Consider the following 16,125-nt stretch of genomic DNA (forward strand, 5'->3'; position numbering starts at 1 on the left):
CGGGCGCCGGCTCCGATCCCCGTAACGTGCACGGCACCCGTCGACTCATCGTGCTCTCCGGCCCCTCCGGGGTCGGCAAGAGCACGGTGGTCGCTGACCTGCGCCGCCGTCACCCCGAGGTTTGGCTGTCTGTGTCCGCGACCACACGAAAGCCCCGTCCAGGGGAGACCGACGGTGTGGAGTACCACTTCACCGACGGCGATCAGTTCGACAAACTGATCGCTTCCGATGAACTGCTCGAATGGGCCGAATTCGCCGGGAACCGCTATGGGACCCCGCGACTGCCCGTGCTCGAACGGCTTGACGCCGACGTTCCCACCCTGCTCGAAATCGACCTGCAGGGCGCCCGGCAGGTACGGCAGGCGATGCCCGAGGCACGCCTGGTGTTCCTCGCCCCGCCCTCGTGGGACGAACTGGTCCGCCGTCTGGTGGGCCGGGGGACCGAGTCCCCCGAAGTCATCGAGCGGCGCCTGGCCGCCGCGAAGGTCGAGTTGGCCGCGGAATCCGAATTCGACATGACGCTGGTCAACACGTCCGTCGAAGACGTCGTACGCGAACTGCTAGCCTTGATGAACGTATCTTGATCGTTCGGGCTGCCCGATAGTCACCAGGCAGCCCGACTTTCACCCACAGCTTTCACAGCTTTTCGAAGGGCCCCCGCCTTGTCAGCTTCTTCCACCGCACCCGAGGGCATCATCAACCCGCCCATCGACGAGCTCTTGGAGGCGACCGACTCCAAGTACAGCCTCGTCATCTACGCGGCGAAGCGTGCTCGGCAGATCAATGCCTACTACTCGCAGCTCGGCGAGGGCCTGCTGGAATACGTGGGTCCGCTCGTGGACACGCACGTGCACGAGAAGCCGCTGTCGATCGCGCTTCGCGAGATCAACTCGGGCATGCTGACCGCCGAGCCCATCGAGGGCTGAGCGAGTCACGCGACTCGAATGCGCTGTATCGCTGGACCGCTGGACACGAAGGGCTCGACGGTGTGCCGTCGGGCCCTTCGTGCGTCTTGATCCTTGATCGCGTATGGCGTACCTGTGACCTGGGCGCCGACACGCGCGCCACGCAGGTGATCCGGAGGGTGGGCGACGAGGGTGGACCGGATCGAGAGCGGCGCGCATGCGCCGAAGGCGGGCGCACGACCGCTGCCCGTGGACACGCTGCTGGACGCGCCGTTGGCCCGCGCCGGCGAGCGGGCCCGGGAACTGCGCGAGGCGGGCTTCGACGGGGTGTTCACCTTCGAGGGCCCCACCGACGTGTTCCTGCCCCTGGTGCCCGCCGCCGCGGCGGGCGTGGACATCATGACCAACATCGCGGTGGCCTTCCCGCGCAGCCCCACCCATCTCGCGCACACCGCCTACGACCTGCACCTGGCCTCGCACGGCCGGTTCCGGCTCGGCCTGGGCACCCAGATCCAGGCGCACATCGAACGCCGGTACGGCGCGAAGTGGTCGCGCCCGGTGGCCCGGATGGCCGAGACGCTGCGCGCGGTCCGGGCGGTGCTCACGTGCTGGCAGCGGGAGACACCGCTGGACTTCCACGGCGAGTTCTTCGACCTCACGCTGATGCCGCCGACGCTGCGACCGGGGCCGAACCCGTACGGGCTGCCGCCGCTGCTCGCGGGCGGGGTGGGCCGGCGGATGATCACCATGGTCGCCGAGCACGCGGACGGGCTGCTCGTACACCCACTCAACACCGACCTGTTCGTGCGCGGCCCGGTCACCGACGCGGTCACCGACGGCCTGGTGTTGTCCCAGCGCACCAGGGACGGGTTCTCGGTGATGCTCGACGTGATCGTCGCGGCCGGGCGGACCGAGGAGGAGATGCGTGCCGCGATCAAGGGCGCCCGGGCGATGGTCGCGTTCTACGCCTCCACGCCCGCCTACCGGCCGGTGCTCGACGTGGAGGGCTACGGGCCGTTGCAGGCCGAACTGCACGCGCTGATCCGGGCCGGCCGGTGGTCGGACATCCCGCACGCGGTCGACGACACGCTGCTGGGCCGGGTGGTGGCGATCGGCGACCCCAAGGACGTCGCGGCCCAACTGGCCTCGCGCGCCCACGGGGTCGCCGACCGCCTCGGGTTCTACCTGCCCTATCGGGCCGACCCGGCGTGCGTGTCCGAGGTGCTGGACGAGCTGCGGGCGCTCACCTGAGCCGGCCCCGTCCGCGGCCTACCCCAGTCGTCCCACCGCGCGGCGCAGCCGCTTGAGGTCGCGCAGCCGGCGCTCGTAGCCGGCGCCGATCACGATCAGCAGGACGCCCGCGGTGCCGAGCACGGCCCAGCGCGGCACCGCGTCGTACACCGGCGCCAGGTGCGGCAGCAGGTGCACCAGGCCGACGGTGGCCAGCACCGCCGCGCCCAGGAACAACGGTGCCTGGAGCCGGAATCGCGCGCCGACCAGGAGCGTGGCGATCGCCGCCGCGCCGAGCAGGCCGGGCCGGATCGGCTCGCCCTGGCTCAGCGCGAGCGGCAGCGAGGGCAGCAGCAGCACCGCGAGCGGCGCGCCATACCCGGTCCACGAGGTCGTCTCCGGGTCGGCACGCCGGCGCAGGAAGCCCTCGGCCAGCAGGGCCAGGCCCAGCGGGATCGTGTACGCCTCCCGGTGGGTGACCCCGAGCAGCGCCAGCCGTACCCAGTAGGCGGCGAACAGCAGCGCAATGGCGGTCGGTCGGGCCGACCGGCGCAGCGGTCCGTCCGGGGTGGTCGCCGCGGCCGAGCCTGCGGCGGCCAGCGCGAGCCAGATCTGCTCGGGGGCCACCACCAGGGTCGCGACGGCGGCCATGAGCACGCAGCACGCGGCGACGAGCGCGGTCGCGAGGCCGGCGGCGGCGTCGGAGCGCGGGAGCCGGGCGGTGGTGACGTACAGCAGGGCGGCCGTGCCGACCGCGACCAGAACGGACACGGTGGGTGCGGCGTCGAGGCGGTGCAGGGTGGCCGGCACCGTCGCGGTGAACAGCGCGACGGTGGCGGGTGCCCAGATCGGGCGTGCCTCGCCGTGCCCGCGGATCGCGCTGTGCAGGGTGCCGGCGGTGACGACGGCGAGCGCGACCGGCAGCAGGCCGCCGGACTGTGCGATCGACACGAGCGCCGCGACCATGGCGACCCCCTCGATGGTGAGCGCGGCCATCGGCAGATCGTGCAGGTAGGTGGCGACCACCAGCAGGATCGCCGCCGCGCACGCGCCGGCCACCGCTTGACCGGGCACCCCGACGTCGAGCCGGTAGAGGGTGGCCGCCGTCGTGGCGTACAGCAGGACGGCGGTCGCGGGCGCCCACCCGGGCCGCAGCGCCGTGCGGCCGAACAGCGCGCCGCACAGGGTGGCCCCCGCCGCGATCGCGAACGTGACGGGCGAGGTCGTGCGGCCGACCAGGAGGGCGACGAGCAGGGCCGCGCCCGCCGTGCCCTCGATCGCCAGGGCGACGGCGGGTCGACTCGCGGGCACGGTGGCGAGCGGGAACAGCACGGCGGCGGCGATCACGGCGGCCTGCGCGGTGCCGGGCCGATCGGCGCCGAACGCGTGCGCGCCGGCCGCGATCGCGCCGACCCACCACACGCAGGCCGCGCCGGCCCAGGCCGGCCGGGTGGTCGGCAGGTCGCGGAGCGCGCCGACCAGGCACGTCGGCAGGGCCGCGGCCAGGCCCACCGCGAGCGGGACCGGGGCGTGCGCCGCGGCGAGGAGGCCGATCGCCCAACCGGCGCCGCCGACCAGGGTCAGCGCGCGGGTGGTCGCGGCCTTCGGGCGCAGCGCCACCGCGATCAGCGTGACCAGCGCGCACAGCAGGGCGGACACGAGGCCGGTCGGGGCCTTCGCGGCACCCGCGTGGTGTGCCGCCATCGCGGCGTCGGTGCAGGCCACGGCGAGGGCGAGGCCGGCCGCGATCGGTCGAACGAGCGGGTCGAGGAGCGCGGGGGTGGGGCGAGGCCGGTGGTCGGCGGTGTGGGGATGGTCGCTGCCGGGGTGGTCGTCGTCGGCGGCTCGGTCGCCTGCGAGGCGATCCTGTGGCGGGGTGAACGGGTTGGTGGTCGAGTCCTCGGGGGCGGGTGATCGGTGGTTGTTCGACTGATGGGTGGCTGCTCGGTCGGATGGCCGGGGGTCGGAGGTCGCGTCGGCGTTCGTGTCGGCGTTCGTCTCGGGGGCCGCCTCGGCGGTCGCCCGGTTCGGCTCCGGCGACAGGCGTCCCGGTGACAGGACGGCGGTGAGCGTGAGGCCGGCCGCGCCGAGGGCCCAGACCGTGATCGAGGTCAGCGGGTGCGCCGTCGCCCACGTGAGGGCCACGATCCCGTGCGCGAGGGCGACGAGGGGCAGCCACGGGCGTACCCGCCCGGTCAGGGCCCACCCGCCGGCGGCCACCAGATGCCAGCCCAGCGCCGCCCACAACGGCAGATCCAGGGCCGGCGGCAGGACCAGGAGCAGCCCCTCGACGACGACCGCGCCGGCCACCAGGGTCGGCGTACGTCCGGGCCGACCGCGCAGCAGCGTCACCGCGGCCAGCGCCACCGGCAGCGTCAGGGGCAGCAGTACCAGCGGCGCCAGGCCGAAGTCCCAGTCGCCGTCCGGCAGTATCGCGTTTCGTGCGCCCACGCCGGCCGAGTCGATGCTCCATGCGCGGGCGGGCCACGACAGCGGGCCCACCAACGCCATCACCGGCGTCGCGATCACCCAGAACGCGGGCGCCGCCGTCAGCGGCGCGAGCACCGCGAGCGGTCCGGCCCGGAACGCGCGCGGCACCGCGAACAGCGGCGCCATCGCGACCAGGACCACGATCAACAGACCCACACCCGCCCACGCGATCGGCAGGTCCGAGTCGTCGGCGGGCCGGGTGGCCACCAGTAGGGCCACGGCCGCCAGCGAGCCGGCCATCGCTGATCCGGATGCCAGGTGGCGCACCGCGGGGGAGCGACGCAGCGTGAACGCGATCCCGCCGGCGATCGCGGCGAGCCCCAGCATGGTGGCCGCCGCCGGGCCGCTCGGACCCTCGACGAAGGTCAGTACGACCGCCGCCAGCCAGTAGCACAGCACGCCGACCTCGGTGACGATCCGCAGCCCGCGCGCGGCCCGGGCGTAGACCCGGCTCAGCAGCGCGACGTCGACGGCGGCCTGGAGCCCGAGCCCGACGGCCAGCGGCAACAGCGACGAGCGACCCACCCCGAACCACGCGATCAACAGCGGCAGCGGACCCTGGAGCAGCACCGCCGCCGAGACCCGCAACGCGCGCAGCGGCGCCACCATCGAGCCCAGCGCCGCCGCGCCGCCGACCGCGAGCATGGTGCCGGCGGCGACCAACACCGCGCTCCCGTCGCGCAGCCCGGCCAGGTCCGCGGCCCAGGCCGCGTAGCCGTCGAGCAGGCCCATCGCGACGGTGAGCGCGGCCATCGCCTCTGCGGTCGCGGGCAGTTCGCGCCGCTCGGCGACCGCGGTGCCGGCCGCGGCCATCACCAGGGCCAGCGCCATCACCAGGGCCCGGCCGCCGGTGCCGGTGCGATTCCAGGTGACCGCGACGAACACGAGCGCGGCCAGCACCACCAGCAGCACACCCGCGCCCAGCACGATCCGGGCCACCCGACGCCGCCCGACCTCGGCCATCTCGCGCAGGCGCGCCGCGGGCGGCTGGGTGGGGACGGGCTGGGACACCGGCGTCTGTGTCTGTGTCTGTGTCTGCGTCTGCGTCGGAGGCGGGGCGGGTGCCGACGGCTGTGTCGCCGGCGGCGCCAGAGGCGGGCGGGTGAGCGCCCGGTGCGCCTCGGCGCGCATCGCCTGAAGCAGTGCTTCGCGCTGCCGCAGAAGTTGCGCCGCCGACACGTTGACCTGCCACAACCGGTCCGCCTCCGGCCCGCTCAGGCGAATCGCACACCGGTGGCAGCGCTCGGTGCGCGGAATCCCCAACTCCCGCGCACAGCCGGGACACCGCGTCGCGTCGTCCAACAGCCGTTCGTTCAACATCGACGTCATCTCCCCCGATGGAATACTCGCCACGATGCTGGCAGCGCCGGCGGGACGGGACATCCGTACGAGTACTCAGATTCCGGCCCGTCGTGCGGGCGTCCCGCGCGGAGTGCGGTGCGCGGGGGCCGCCTGCGACGGCAGTCGGCAACCGCCCGTGCGACACGAGATCGAGCCGCCAGGGGCGGTGTCGTAGGCTCGCCGTGCCGGTCGGAACACGGGTCGGCCGCGACGGAGGACCAGGAGCAGCGATGAGTACCGGATCTCGACCCCGCGTCGTCCTCGGCGTCGCGGGCGGCATCGCCGCGTACAAGGCGTGTGAACTGCTGCGCAGACTGACCGAGTCCGGGCACGAGGTCCGGGTGGTGCCGACCGCGTCCGCGCTCAACTTCGTCGGCGCGGCCACCTGGTCGGCGCTGTCCGGGCAGCCGGTGGCCACCGGGGTATGGGACGCGGTGCACGAGGTGCCGCACGTACGGATCGGCCAGAACGCGGACGTCGTCGTGGTCGCGCCGGCGACCGCCGACATGCTCGCCAAGGCCGCGCACGGGCTCGCCGACGACCTGCTCACCAACACGCTGCTCACCGCGCGATGTCCGGTGGTGTTTGCGCCGGCGATGCACACCGAGATGTGGGAGCACCCGGCCACGGTGGAGAACGTCGCGACGCTGCGCCGGCGCGGCGCGATCGTGATCGAGCCGGCCGTGGGCCGGCTGACCGGCAGGGACACCGGCAAGGGCCGACTGCCCGACCCGGAGCAGATCTTCCAGGTGGTCCGGCGCGCCCTCGCGCGCGGGGCGACCGCGCCCGATCTGGTCGGCCGGCACGTCGTGGTCACCGCCGGCGGTACCCGCGAGCCGCTGGACCCGGTCCGCTTCCTGGGCAACCGCTCGTCCGGCAAGCAGGGCTACGCGCTGGCCCGCACCGCGATCGCCCGCGGCGCCCGGGTCACCCTGATCGAGGCCAACACCGGCCTGCCGGATCCCGCCGGGGCCGACGTGGTGCACGTGGGTACCGCGCTCGACCTGCGCGACGCGGTGGTCAAGGCGGCGGCGGACGCGGACTGCGTGGTGATGGCCGCGGCGGTCGCCGACTTCCGGCCCGCCAACCGGGTGGGCGGCAAGATCAAGAAGACCGACGCGGAGCCGGACCCGATCACGCTGGTCAAGAACCCGGACATCCTCGCCGAGCTGGCGCACGACCGGCTCCGGGCCGGTCAGATCGTGGTCGGCTTCGCGGCGGAGACCGACGACGTCCTCGCCAACGGCCGGGCCAAGCTCGCCCGCAAGGGCTGTGACCTGCTCGTGGTCAACCAGGTGGGCGAGGAGTTGACATTCGGCACGGATGTCAACGAGGCGATCGTGCTGGCCGCCGACGGTGCCGAGACGCCGGTTCCGCACGGTCCGAAGGAGGACCTCGCGGACGTGGTCTGGGACCTGGTCGTGCCCCGTTTCGGCTAGTTCGTCGGCCGAATCGAACGCCCGATCGCCCCAAGTTCACACAAAGTGAGCAACGCCACGCCGTCCATTGCGTGGGACACCCAGTCCCCCGTCGGGGGTCGGGGGGATAAACTCGGGCCCAGTATTCGGTGGACCCGCCCGTCCCGAGCTGTCCGGACGGTCCGGGTCCACCTGCCAGCCAGCAGCCGCTGCAACCCCAGGGAGCGATGTGTCCCGCCGTCTGTTCACCTCTGAGTCCGTGACCGAAGGTCACCCGGACAAGATCGCCGACCAGATCAGCGATTCCATCCTGGATGCGCTCCTCAAGGAAGACCCCAAGAGTCGGGTCGCCGTCGAGACGCTGATCACCACCGGTCAGGTGCACGTGGCCGGCGAGGTCACGACGCAGGGCTACGCCGACATCCCCACGATCGTGCGCGAGCGCGTCCTGGAGATCGGCTACGACAGCTCGAAGAAGGGCTTCGACGGCGCCTCGTGCGGCGTTTCGGTGTCCATCGGCGCGCAGTCGGCCGACATCGCCCAGGGCGTCGACACCGCGTACGAGAACCGGGTCGACGGCGACGAGGACGAGCTGGACCGCCAGGGCGCGGGCGACCAGGGCCTGATGTTCGGCTACGCGTGCGACGACACCCCCGAGCTGATGCCGCTGCCGATCACGCTCGCCCACCGGCTGGCCAAGCGACTCGCCGACGTGCGCAAGAACGGGACCATCCCCTACCTGCGCCCGGACGGCAAGACCCAGGTCACCATCGAGTACGACGGCGACCGCCCGGTCCGCCTGGACACGGTCGTGGTCTCGTCGCAGCACGCCTCCGACATCGACCTGGACTCGCTGCTCGCGCCGGACATCCGCGAGTACGTGGTGGAGCCGGAGCTGGCCGATCTGGGCATCGAGACCGAGGGCTACCGGCTGCTGGTCAACCCGACCGGCCGGTTCGAGATCGGCGGCCCGATGGGCGACGCCGGACTCACCGGTCGCAAGATCATCATCGACACGTACGGTGGCATGGCCCGGCACGGTGGCGGCGCGTTCTCGGGTAAGGACCCGTCGAAGGTGGACCGCTCGGCCGCGTACGCGATGCGCTGGGTGGCCAAGAACGTGGTGGCCGCCGGCCTCGCCCGTCGGTGCGAGGTGCAGGTCGCGTACGCGATCGGCAAGGCCGCGCCGGTGGGCCTGTTCGTGGAGACCTTCGGCACCGAGTCGGTGCCGGTGGCGACCATCCAGGCCGCCGTGGGCACCGTGTTCGACCTGCGGCCCGCCGCCATCATCCGCGACCTGGACCTGCTCCGGCCGATCTACGCCCAGACCGCCGCGTACGGCCACTTCGGTCGCGACCTGCCGGACTTCACCTGGGAGCGGACCGACCGCGTGGACGCGCTCAAGGCGGCCGCGGGCGCCTGAGCCTTCCGCCGATCGTTTTACGCAGTCTTTTTTCGCTGCCGGCCGCGGCGCGGACCCTTCGGGGCGCGCGCCGCGGCCGGCGGCGTTTGTTTCGCGGACGATGGTGACCGGGGCGGCGGTCGGTGGTGACCGGGGCGGCCGACGTCGAGGGGCCGCGCGATGCCGGCGCGGGCCGGGCTCAGGCGGCCTGGGCAGCCATACGCAGGCGGGTGACCAGGTCGGCGCGGTCGCCGCCGGCGGTCATCGCCGGGTGCGCGTGCAGCGCCTCGACGGCGTCGCGGGCCTGGGCCCACAGCCGGGCGTGCTCCTCTTCGCTGAGCTGCCCCGCATGTCGGGCGATGGCCTCGTAGGCGGCGTCTCGGGCCCGCTGCAACTCGATCAGGTCCGCCGGGATGGGCTGTTCGGACATACCCCACAGCTTACGAGAGACCACGTAAACACAGGGTTAGCGCCAAATTGCGGCAGACCCCACGCCACGTCCGTTTCAGATGGCCTCGTGATCACGGCCGGGCTGATGTTGCGGGTGGCGCGGTATTCGGTACTCGGTCACCGGCGGCATGCAGAAGATGGTCAGGTCGCACGCGACGCCGACCGCCTGGGTGGGGGTGTGGCCCAGGTGCAGCGCGGCACGCGCGTACTCCCAGCCGGAGCCGATCGCGCCGTAGTCGTAGTAGAAGACGTCGAAGTCGTTGCTCGTCTCGAACAGTTTGCCGTCGAACGCGAACATGAACTCCGACTTGGGCTCGAAGCTGGACAGCTTGCGCTTGCCCCACTCGACGAACTCGGCGTAGAACTCCAGGATGTCGCGTTCCTCGGCCGACGCGGGCGTGTGCGTGTCCAGGAACAGGCGCATCAGGTTGATGTCGCGCAGCAGTCCGGCGCCGCCGAAGATCAGGCTCTCGCCGATCTTGTACAGCTTGGTGCCCTCGGTCTTGGCCTGACCCCAGGTCACCTGGGAGTCGGCGGCGATCACGATCGACTCGTCGATGATCTTTCCGGCGACGACACTCATCAACGCCCCCCGTACGTACGGCTGATGCGAATCCGGACGTGCCCGTTCAGGATCGCAGAGGGGCGGGCTTCGGCGCAGGCGTTCGAGGTGGCGCGGGACGGCTTCCGCCGGACGGGCGCGGTCGTGCGGCCCGCCCGGCGGTCGCGGTGACGCTCGGCCGACGGGTCAGAGGCGGACGACGACCTGCTCCAGCGGCTTGCGGTGGATGTCGGGGACACGTGCGTCTTCGGCCGGGTATCCGACCGGGATGACGTAGCCGGCGCGCTCCTCCTGGGGGCGGCCGCACACGTCGTTGAGGAAGCGCATCGGGCTCGGCGTGTGGGTGAGCGTGGCGAGGCCGGCCTGGTGCAGCGACGCGAGCAGGAGGCCGACGGCGATCCCGACCGATTCCTTCGTGTAGTAGGGGCGCGGCGAGTCCGGTCCCTTGTGCACCTCGAACACGACGATGACGACCGGCGCCTCCTCCAGGAAGGGCTTGTGCCAGTCGGTGCCGATCGGGGCGAGGGCCTGGAGCCATTCCGCGGACGCGCGGTGTTCGTAGAACTCGCGCTCCTCCTGCTCGGCGGCCTCACGCAGGTGGCGCTTGCGCTCGGGGTCGGTGAGCACGACGAAGCGCCAGGGCTGCACGTTGGCGCCGCTGGGCGCGGTGCCCGCGGTGCGGATCGCCCAGTCGACCACGTTGTCCGGGATCGGCCGGGAGGAGAAGTCGCGGACGGTGCGGCGTTGGGCCATCACGTCGTGGAAGGCTCGGCTGCGGGCTTCCGCCTCGTGGGCGGGGACGCCGCGGTGCCGGTGCGGAACCGTGGGGTATGTGGGTTCGTCGACCATGGCGCACAGCACAGCACGGCGCGGGGGTTCGACGGAAGGCCCGCTCCCGGTCGACCGCGGTCCGCTTACCCGAGTGGGTCACCCGGCAGGCCGAGTCGCCCCGATTCGGGTCGACTGGTGGGGCCCGGGCTCCCGTTCGAGGTCCGGCCTCCCGCCCCGGAAGGACGTTCGCGATGACGGACCAGCGGTTGCCCGCGCCCGTTCGGCGGCTGGTCGCCGCCGCGAACGCCGGCGACGCGGAAGCGTTCCTGGACGCGTTCGCCGCCGACGGGTCGGTGAACGACTGGGGTCGGGTCTTCACCGGGCGGGACGCGATCGCACGGTGGAGCGACGCCGAGTTCGTCGGAGTACGGGTGACCCTCTCCGTCACCGCCGTCCGCGAGGACGGGGACGAGACCGTGGTGACCGCAGACGTCGGGGGCGACGGGTTCGACGGACAGTCGGACTTCTCGTTTCGTGTGGCGGGCGACGTCGTGCGCGAGATGAGGATCAGCGGGTGAGCAGTGGTACGGGCGGCGTTCGCCGGAGGCTGTGTTTGTGCTTGTGCCTGTTGTGCCCGGGCCCGGTTGCCGGGCGGCGGGCCGACGTCAGCGGTTGAGCAGCGATTGTTCCGTTTCGGTGCGTTGCGGTTCGCTGAGCGAGATCGTCGGCGCGGGAGCGCTGGTCCGGGTGATCCGGAATTGCCGGCCGGTGCTCGCGACGGTCACCACGGAGCCCGCCCAGGCTTCGGTCACCCGTCGGGCCAGGTCCGCCTCGGCCACTCCGGCGTGGGTCAAATCCTCGCGCAACCCTCGGGCCGCGGACTCCCGAGTCCCGGTGTGCAGCGTCTGCCATTCGTCGCGGCTCGTCTCGCGTGTCTGCGCCTCGTGCATTCCGTCCGCTCCCTCCCCGGCCCCAGGACCGGGCTTTCCGTCCCTTGCCCCCTGGACCACCCTGCGCCGGCGATCAAAGATCGTCCAAATCCATCAGGAAAAATCAGCCTCAGGCATGAGACGGGTGGAGGTGTCTACATCGTTGGAACGAGCGGTTGGGTGGGCTGTGAGCCCGGTGGTGGGGGAATCGCCTCCAACCGGTCGGAAGCGCCGCGGGCGGGAGTCGGCCGAGGCGCCTCGGTTCGGCAGTCGGCCGGGATGCCCCGGCGCGGCAGTCGGTCGGGATGCCTCGGCGCGGCAGTCGGTCGGGATGCCTCGGCGCGGCACTCGGTCGGGATGCCTTGGCTCAGCAGTCGGCGCCAACCGGGACACGCACCTTCGTCTGCAACCCGCGCGAGCGCACGACCAGGGTGAGGCAGCTGGGCCGGTCCACGTAGTAGCCGCCGGGGAAGGCCGTCCAGGAGTTCGCCGTGGAGCCGGTCGTGCAGCCCGGGACCCGGACGGCGACGGCGGAGGACTGGCCGTTGCCCCAGCCGATGGACGCGCCGTTGCCGGGCGCGGGCAACACCTCGATGTCGACGACGGCGCCGTTGCGCACCATCAGGCCGGATTTGGCGAACAAGGGGTGCAGGTACTCGGTGCCCGTGGACTTGGTGGTCTGGAGCCTGCGGCCGGTCTCCAGGGCGACGTCGCCGAGGACGACGGTCGAATCGCTCGTGGGCTCCGGGCGTTCGCCGATGGTGTGCAGGCAGTTGATGGTCAGGGTCGGCTCGGGGCGGACGTCGGCGACCTCGGTGGGCTCCGGAGCGCGGTCGACCCTCGCGGGTCCGTCGGCCCTGTCGTCGGGTCCGTCGTCGCCGTCGGAGCCGCATCCGGTGGCGGTGAGCAGAAGACAGGTCAGGACCGTGGCTACGCGCAAGCGATATTCCGGCACCCGGACATGCTGCCAGGCGGGGCCGCTCCCGGGCAGCCCCGAATGAACCGGCCGGCGCTGGGCAAGGTCACTCGGGTCGCGGGGGACGGGGCCGAGCCCTTGGACGCACAGCACGAGCACTTCAGCGGAAGGTGGCAGGCGATGAGCGACGACACTCCGGACCCGACCGAAGACTCCCCGGACACACCGGGCGACGACGGCGTACTCGGCCCCGAGGACACGCTGTCGACCGACGACCTGTCGTACGACCCGCTGGACACCGGGATCCTGCCGCCGGACCGCTGGTCGGCGGCGGAGCGTTACGGCAACACTCCCGAGGAGGAGCGACGCGGCGAGTCGCTCGACCAACTCCTGGCCGAGGAGGAGCCGGACGTCTCCGTCGACGACGTCGTCTCGGACGAATGGGAGGGCAGCCCCGACCCCAGGGCGGGGCGGCTGGTCGCCGAGGACGAGGGTGCCCACGAGGACACCGAATCGGAGGCGGTCGCCCACGACGTCGGCATCGACGGCGGCGCGGCGGGCGCGGAGGAGGCGGCGATGCACATCATCCCGGAGGAAGAGGTCCCCTAGACGGAACAGGTCCCGTGGACGCGAGCGCGGGCCGGTACGCCCGGTGCGACCGCGTCGCGCGGGCGGACAGGGGGCCGGGCGAGGGGTGCGGGTGCGGGTGCGAGTGCCTGCGGTGCTGCCTGTCGAGTATCCGCGCTCGTCCCGGGTGAGCCGCATTGTTCGTCCCGGTTCCTGTGCTCGTTCGCCTCTGCCCGCGCTCGCGCCCGCACTTCGTGTCGGCCCTCGCCCGCGCGCCCGCGCCTGCTCTCCGCGTCGGCCCTCGCCCGCGCGCCCGCGCCTGCTCTCCGCGTCGGCCCTCGCTCCCGTGTCTGCCTCCGCGTTCGCGTCTGCCTCGGTCGTCGGCGCTCGTCCGCGCGTCTGCGCCCGCGCCTGCTCTTCGCGTCGGCCCTCGCCCGCGCGCCCGCGTCCGCGCGCCCTCCGTCGTTGGCGCTTGCACCTGCCTCCGTGTCGGGCTCCGCCCTCGCGTCTGCGGCTGCGCTTGTTGCGTTCGTGTTCGTGGCGTGTCGTGTTGGGGTCAGTCGGTAGTGGGGGCACTGGGGGGCAGGAGGGTTTCGGGGGTGGGTTCGGGGCCGGTCAGGGGGCGGCCGTCGAGGAGGTCGAGGGTCGCGGACAGGCTCGCGGCGGCGGCTCGTGCCGCGCCGGCGGCGAGTGGGTCGCCGGTGTGTGCGGCGAAATCGGCGAGTTCGCGGTCGGCTTCGGGGCGGTCGGCGATCAGGGTGTGGCGCAGGTCGGCCAGCGGGCCGGCGATCCAGGACTCCGCCTCCGACTCGGTCTCGGCGACCCGGCGCATGGCGTCCACCCAGCGGCTCACCGTGCCGAGCGACTCGCGGGCGTACTCCAGCAGCCTGCGTCGGGCCGGCCCCTCCAGGCGGTGCCCCTTGCCGTTGCGGAACTCCTCGTCGATCGCGGAGAGTCGGTTCTCCAACTCGTGGTGCTTGGTGAGCCGGCGCAGCGCCTCGGCGACCTCGTCCACGTCGCTCCGTTCGTTGCCGGCCGCCAGCCGTAGCAGTCGGCCCAGCAGGCCGTCCTCGGGTCGCCACCACAGTTGGGCGATCGAGGTGGCGCGTGGGAAGCGCAGGTGGCGCGGGTGCAGCAGGGCCTCGGCGGCGTCCGCCGCGCACGTGGCGGCGCCGGCCTCCGCCTCGGCGAGGGCTTCCAGCGCGCCGAGGTTGCGGGCGCCGCCGAGCAGTCCCTGCGCGGAGCCGGTGGCGATGTGTCGGGCCAATGTGGCCACGGCGGGCAGGTCGCTCAGCCCGGCGGCGGCCTCCTGGAGCAGGCCGTAAGTGCTGTGTCCGCACAGTACGGCGGCGCGCGCGGCCGCGGCCACGGTCAGCAGTTGGGTCGCTCGGTCGTGGCCGGGTACGCGCAGGGCCATTTCGTCGAGTTCGTCGCGCAGGGACACTGCGAGGGCGCCGGTGTCCGAGCGCGCGCCGTTGGCGTAGGCGAGGGCGCGCAGCGCGGATATGCGCTCCGGAGCGTCGGCGGACATTGCCCGCACGGCCGAGGCGTAGTCGCCCCGACCGATCAACTCGCCGATCAGCGTCGCGGAGTCGGGACCGGGGTCGGGTCGGGGGGCGGGCTCCGGGTCGGGGTCGGACTCGATCGGCACCGTGCCGACGGTCTCGACCCCGCCGCCGCCATCGTCGGCGTCGTCGGCCCGGCCGTCCGTGTCGGCAGCCGCAGCCTCCGCCCCCGACGACGGATCGTCGGCGTCGAGCGGTGGAGCCTCGGGCGTCGGGGCGGGTTCGGTGTCGCTTGTGCTCTCGGGTGCCGTCCCCGTTTCCTCGGCGATCGGCGGGGGCGTCGCGGCGTGCGGGGTGGCCGTGGTCGGTGTCTCGTCCCAGGACAACCGGCCGCGCAGCGCGGCGTTGACGATGGTCGGGTCGGGCAGGTGTGGGCGGACCGTCTCGGCCAGTGCGTCCACGCCCTCGTCCCGGTCGGCCGCGATCTCGTCGATCAGCGCGCCGAGATCGGCCAGGGCCACTACCCGGCGCCGGTCGGTCGGCTCCCAGTTTTCGTGACGCGTACTCAGATCGGTTGCCAGCTCGCGCAGTTCGGTGATCGCCGCGCCGTGCACCGACGGGCCGACGAGATTCCGGAAGCGGTCCACGCCGGCGAGTTCCCGGGCGTGTACGGCGGCCTCGTGCACGGTGATCGCGGCGGCCAGCCCCGGTCGGTCCTCGGGCAGTGTGTCCGGCTCGGCGCCGACCAGCGCGCCGACCGCCTCTCGGGCTTCCGCGACGGCTGGACCGACCAGCGCGAGCATGGTCAGGTCGGCCTCCTCCGGCGGGCGGCCGGCCGCTACGGAGGCGGTCACCGAGTCGGCGGCGGCCCGGGCCCGGCCGAGCGCGTCGTCGAGCGAGCGCAGCGGCGACGGGGGTTCGCTCGCGCCGCACATCCGGTCCCGGCAGAACGCCTCGAACCGCCGACACGCCGTCACCACGTCGGCGATCACGTCTGCGGGCCAGCCGGGCAGTGCGAGATCGGCCTCGGTCAGCGTCAGTCGCAGCAGCGCGGCGGCCTGACAACTGAACCCCCAATCGGCGATCGCGGTGAGCCGGATCAGATCGGGGGTCAACGTCGTGGTCTTCAGGCTTTCCAGGATCTCGCCGTCCAACGCCTCCGAGTCGGTGTCCAGGGTCGCGGGCAGCAGTACGCGCAGCACCGGCAGGGTGACGACCTGGGCGGTGTAGCCGCGAACGCTCGCGGTCTGTTTGCGCAGCCGCTTGAGCGCGTGTTCGGCGATCGCGGGAGTGGGGCGGCGCGCGGGCGGTACCCGCAGCGCGCGCAGCGTGTCGGTCCGGGTGGGGTTCGGCAACCGCCACAGGGCGTCGGCCAGGACGTCCGGGGCGATTGCCGCCAGACAGTCCACGAGCGGATCGCCGAGGCGGGCGAGTTGGACCGCGACCGCCGACTTCTCCCGGGCTATCTCCTGTTGATCGTGATCCGGATGATCCAGGAAGGGTTGCAGTTCGCCCGACGAGGTCGCCCACCACAACCAGTCGACACTGCGGGATCGTGGCTGACGCACCATGTTGGCCTCCCGAGGGAGAGGGGGCTGGTCTCTGGTTATACCGCCGCCGGCCCGAGATGCGGATGGTT

At 72.9% G+C, this 16,125-nt stretch carries 14 protein-coding genes; 7 read left to right on the forward strand and 7 right to left on the reverse strand.

Features of this window, described 5'->3' with window-relative positions:
- Positions 1 to 26 precede the first annotated feature (26 nt).
- From gmk to ACZ4FV_RS09145, 3 genes are all read left to right on the forward strand, one after another.
- On the forward strand, positions 27 to 584 hold the full coding sequence (gmk, locus tag ACZ4FV_RS09135) for a guanylate kinase (RefSeq protein WP_395871862.1): 558 nt from the start codon (positions 27 to 29) through the stop codon (positions 582 to 584).
- Positions 585 to 662: 78 nt separating this feature from the next.
- A complete protein-coding gene (gene rpoZ, locus ACZ4FV_RS09140; RefSeq protein WP_020551792.1) occupies positions 663 to 926 on the forward strand; it encodes a DNA-directed RNA polymerase subunit omega in 264 nt (87 codons plus the stop codon).
- A gap of 171 nt (positions 927 to 1,097) precedes the next feature.
- Positions 1,098 to 2,156: a TIGR03617 family F420-dependent LLM class oxidoreductase gene (locus ACZ4FV_RS09145; RefSeq protein ID WP_395871860.1), complete on the forward strand. Its 1,059-nt coding sequence runs from the start codon at positions 1,098 to 1,100 to the stop codon at positions 2,154 to 2,156.
- A gap of 18 nt (positions 2,157 to 2,174) precedes the next feature.
- On the opposite strand, the gene ACZ4FV_RS09150 is transcribed toward ACZ4FV_RS09145, so the two are convergent.
- On the reverse strand, positions 2,175 to 5,945 hold the full coding sequence (locus tag ACZ4FV_RS09150) for an SCO7613 C-terminal domain-containing membrane protein (RefSeq protein ID WP_465322262.1): 3,771 nt from the start codon (positions 5,943 to 5,945) through the stop codon (positions 2,175 to 2,177).
- A gap of 251 nt (positions 5,946 to 6,196) precedes the next feature.
- Here ACZ4FV_RS09150 and coaBC point away from each other — a divergent pair, with 251 nt between their 5' ends.
- Both coaBC and metK read left to right on the forward strand, forming a co-directional pair.
- Positions 6,197 to 7,405, forward strand: a complete 1,209-nt coding sequence (coaBC, locus tag ACZ4FV_RS09155) for a bifunctional phosphopantothenoylcysteine decarboxylase/phosphopantothenate--cysteine ligase CoaBC (protein WP_402236547.1) — start codon at positions 6,197 to 6,199, stop codon at positions 7,403 to 7,405.
- Between the two features lie 208 nt (positions 7,406 to 7,613).
- Positions 7,614 to 8,807, forward strand: coding sequence for a methionine adenosyltransferase (gene metK, locus ACZ4FV_RS09160; protein ID WP_395871852.1), 1,194 nt, complete (start codon positions 7,614 to 7,616; stop codon positions 8,805 to 8,807).
- A gap of 178 nt (positions 8,808 to 8,985) precedes the next feature.
- Here metK and ACZ4FV_RS09165 read toward each other — a convergent pair whose 3' ends face one another.
- The 3 genes from ACZ4FV_RS09165 to ACZ4FV_RS09175 form a co-directional block, all read right to left on the reverse strand.
- Entirely contained in the window at positions 8,986 to 9,216 is a 231-nt protein-coding gene (locus ACZ4FV_RS09165; protein ID WP_360319589.1) for a hypothetical protein, read from the reverse strand.
- A 75-nt stretch (positions 9,217 to 9,291) separates the two neighbouring features.
- On the reverse strand, positions 9,292 to 9,819 hold the full coding sequence (locus tag ACZ4FV_RS09170) for a hypothetical protein (RefSeq protein WP_395871849.1): 528 nt from the start codon (positions 9,817 to 9,819) through the stop codon (positions 9,292 to 9,294).
- Positions 9,820 to 9,984: 165 nt separating this feature from the next.
- Positions 9,985 to 10,647: a nitroreductase family protein gene (locus tag ACZ4FV_RS09175; RefSeq protein WP_465322264.1), complete on the reverse strand. Its 663-nt coding sequence runs from the start codon at positions 10,645 to 10,647 to the stop codon at positions 9,985 to 9,987.
- 173 nt (positions 10,648 to 10,820) lie between these two features.
- On the opposite strand from ACZ4FV_RS09175, the gene ACZ4FV_RS09180 reads away from it, so the two are divergent.
- On the forward strand, positions 10,821 to 11,147 hold the full coding sequence (locus ACZ4FV_RS09180; RefSeq protein ID WP_402236543.1) for an SgcJ/EcaC family oxidoreductase: 327 nt from the start codon (positions 10,821 to 10,823) through the stop codon (positions 11,145 to 11,147).
- Positions 11,148 to 11,234: 87 nt separating this feature from the next.
- Here the strand turns inward: ACZ4FV_RS09180 and ACZ4FV_RS09185 are convergent, their stop codons facing one another.
- Both ACZ4FV_RS09185 and ACZ4FV_RS09190 read right to left on the reverse strand, forming a co-directional pair.
- Positions 11,235 to 11,519 (reverse strand): hypothetical protein, encoded by a 285-nt coding sequence (locus ACZ4FV_RS09185; RefSeq protein ID WP_395871843.1) that lies wholly within the window; start codon positions 11,517 to 11,519, stop codon positions 11,235 to 11,237.
- A gap of 346 nt (positions 11,520 to 11,865) precedes the next feature.
- Positions 11,866 to 12,438, reverse strand: a complete 573-nt coding sequence (locus tag ACZ4FV_RS09190; protein WP_465322265.1) for a hypothetical protein — start codon at positions 12,436 to 12,438, stop codon at positions 11,866 to 11,868.
- A gap of 156 nt (positions 12,439 to 12,594) precedes the next feature.
- On the opposite strand from ACZ4FV_RS09190, the gene ACZ4FV_RS09195 reads away from it, so the two are divergent.
- Positions 12,595 to 13,023, forward strand: a complete 429-nt coding sequence (locus ACZ4FV_RS09195) for a DUF5709 domain-containing protein (protein WP_395871839.1) — start codon at positions 12,595 to 12,597, stop codon at positions 13,021 to 13,023.
- A gap of 514 nt (positions 13,024 to 13,537) precedes the next feature.
- Here the strand turns inward: ACZ4FV_RS09195 and ACZ4FV_RS09200 are convergent.
- Entirely contained in the window at positions 13,538 to 16,057 is a 2,520-nt protein-coding gene (locus tag ACZ4FV_RS09200; RefSeq protein ID WP_465322266.1) for a hypothetical protein, read from the reverse strand.
- Positions 16,058 to 16,125 lie beyond the last annotated feature (68 nt).

This window comes from Embleya sp. NPDC025285 (genome assembly GCF_055558835.1).

Coding starts and splice junctions, on each gene's coding strand:
- ACZ4FV_RS09150 (WP_465322262.1), bottom strand. CDS start 5,945: ATGTTGAACGAACGGCTGTTGGACGACGCGACGCGGTGTCCCGGCTGT.
- coaBC (WP_402236547.1), top strand. CDS start 6,197: ATGAGTACCGGATCTCGACCCCGCGTCGTCCTCGGCGTCGCGGGCGGC.
- ACZ4FV_RS09165 (WP_360319589.1), bottom strand. CDS start 9,216: ATGTCCGAACAGCCCATCCCGGCGGACCTGATCGAGTTGCAGCGGGCC.
- ACZ4FV_RS09170 (WP_395871849.1), bottom strand. CDS start 9,819: ATGAGTGTCGTCGCCGGAAAGATCATCGACGAGTCGATCGTGATCGCC.
- ACZ4FV_RS09175 (WP_465322264.1), bottom strand. CDS start 10,647: ATGGTCGACGAACCCACATACCCCACGGTTCCGCACCGGCACCGCGGC.
- ACZ4FV_RS09180 (WP_402236543.1), top strand. CDS start 10,821: ATGACGGACCAGCGGTTGCCCGCGCCCGTTCGGCGGCTGGTCGCCGCC.
- ACZ4FV_RS09185 (WP_395871843.1), bottom strand. CDS start 11,519: ATGCACGAGGCGCAGACACGCGAGACGAGCCGCGACGAATGGCAGACG.
- ACZ4FV_RS09195 (WP_395871839.1), top strand. CDS start 12,595: ATGAGCGACGACACTCCGGACCCGACCGAAGACTCCCCGGACACACCG.
- ACZ4FV_RS09200 (WP_465322266.1), bottom strand. CDS start 16,057: ATGGTGCGTCAGCCACGATCCCGCAGTGTCGACTGGTTGTGGTGGGCG.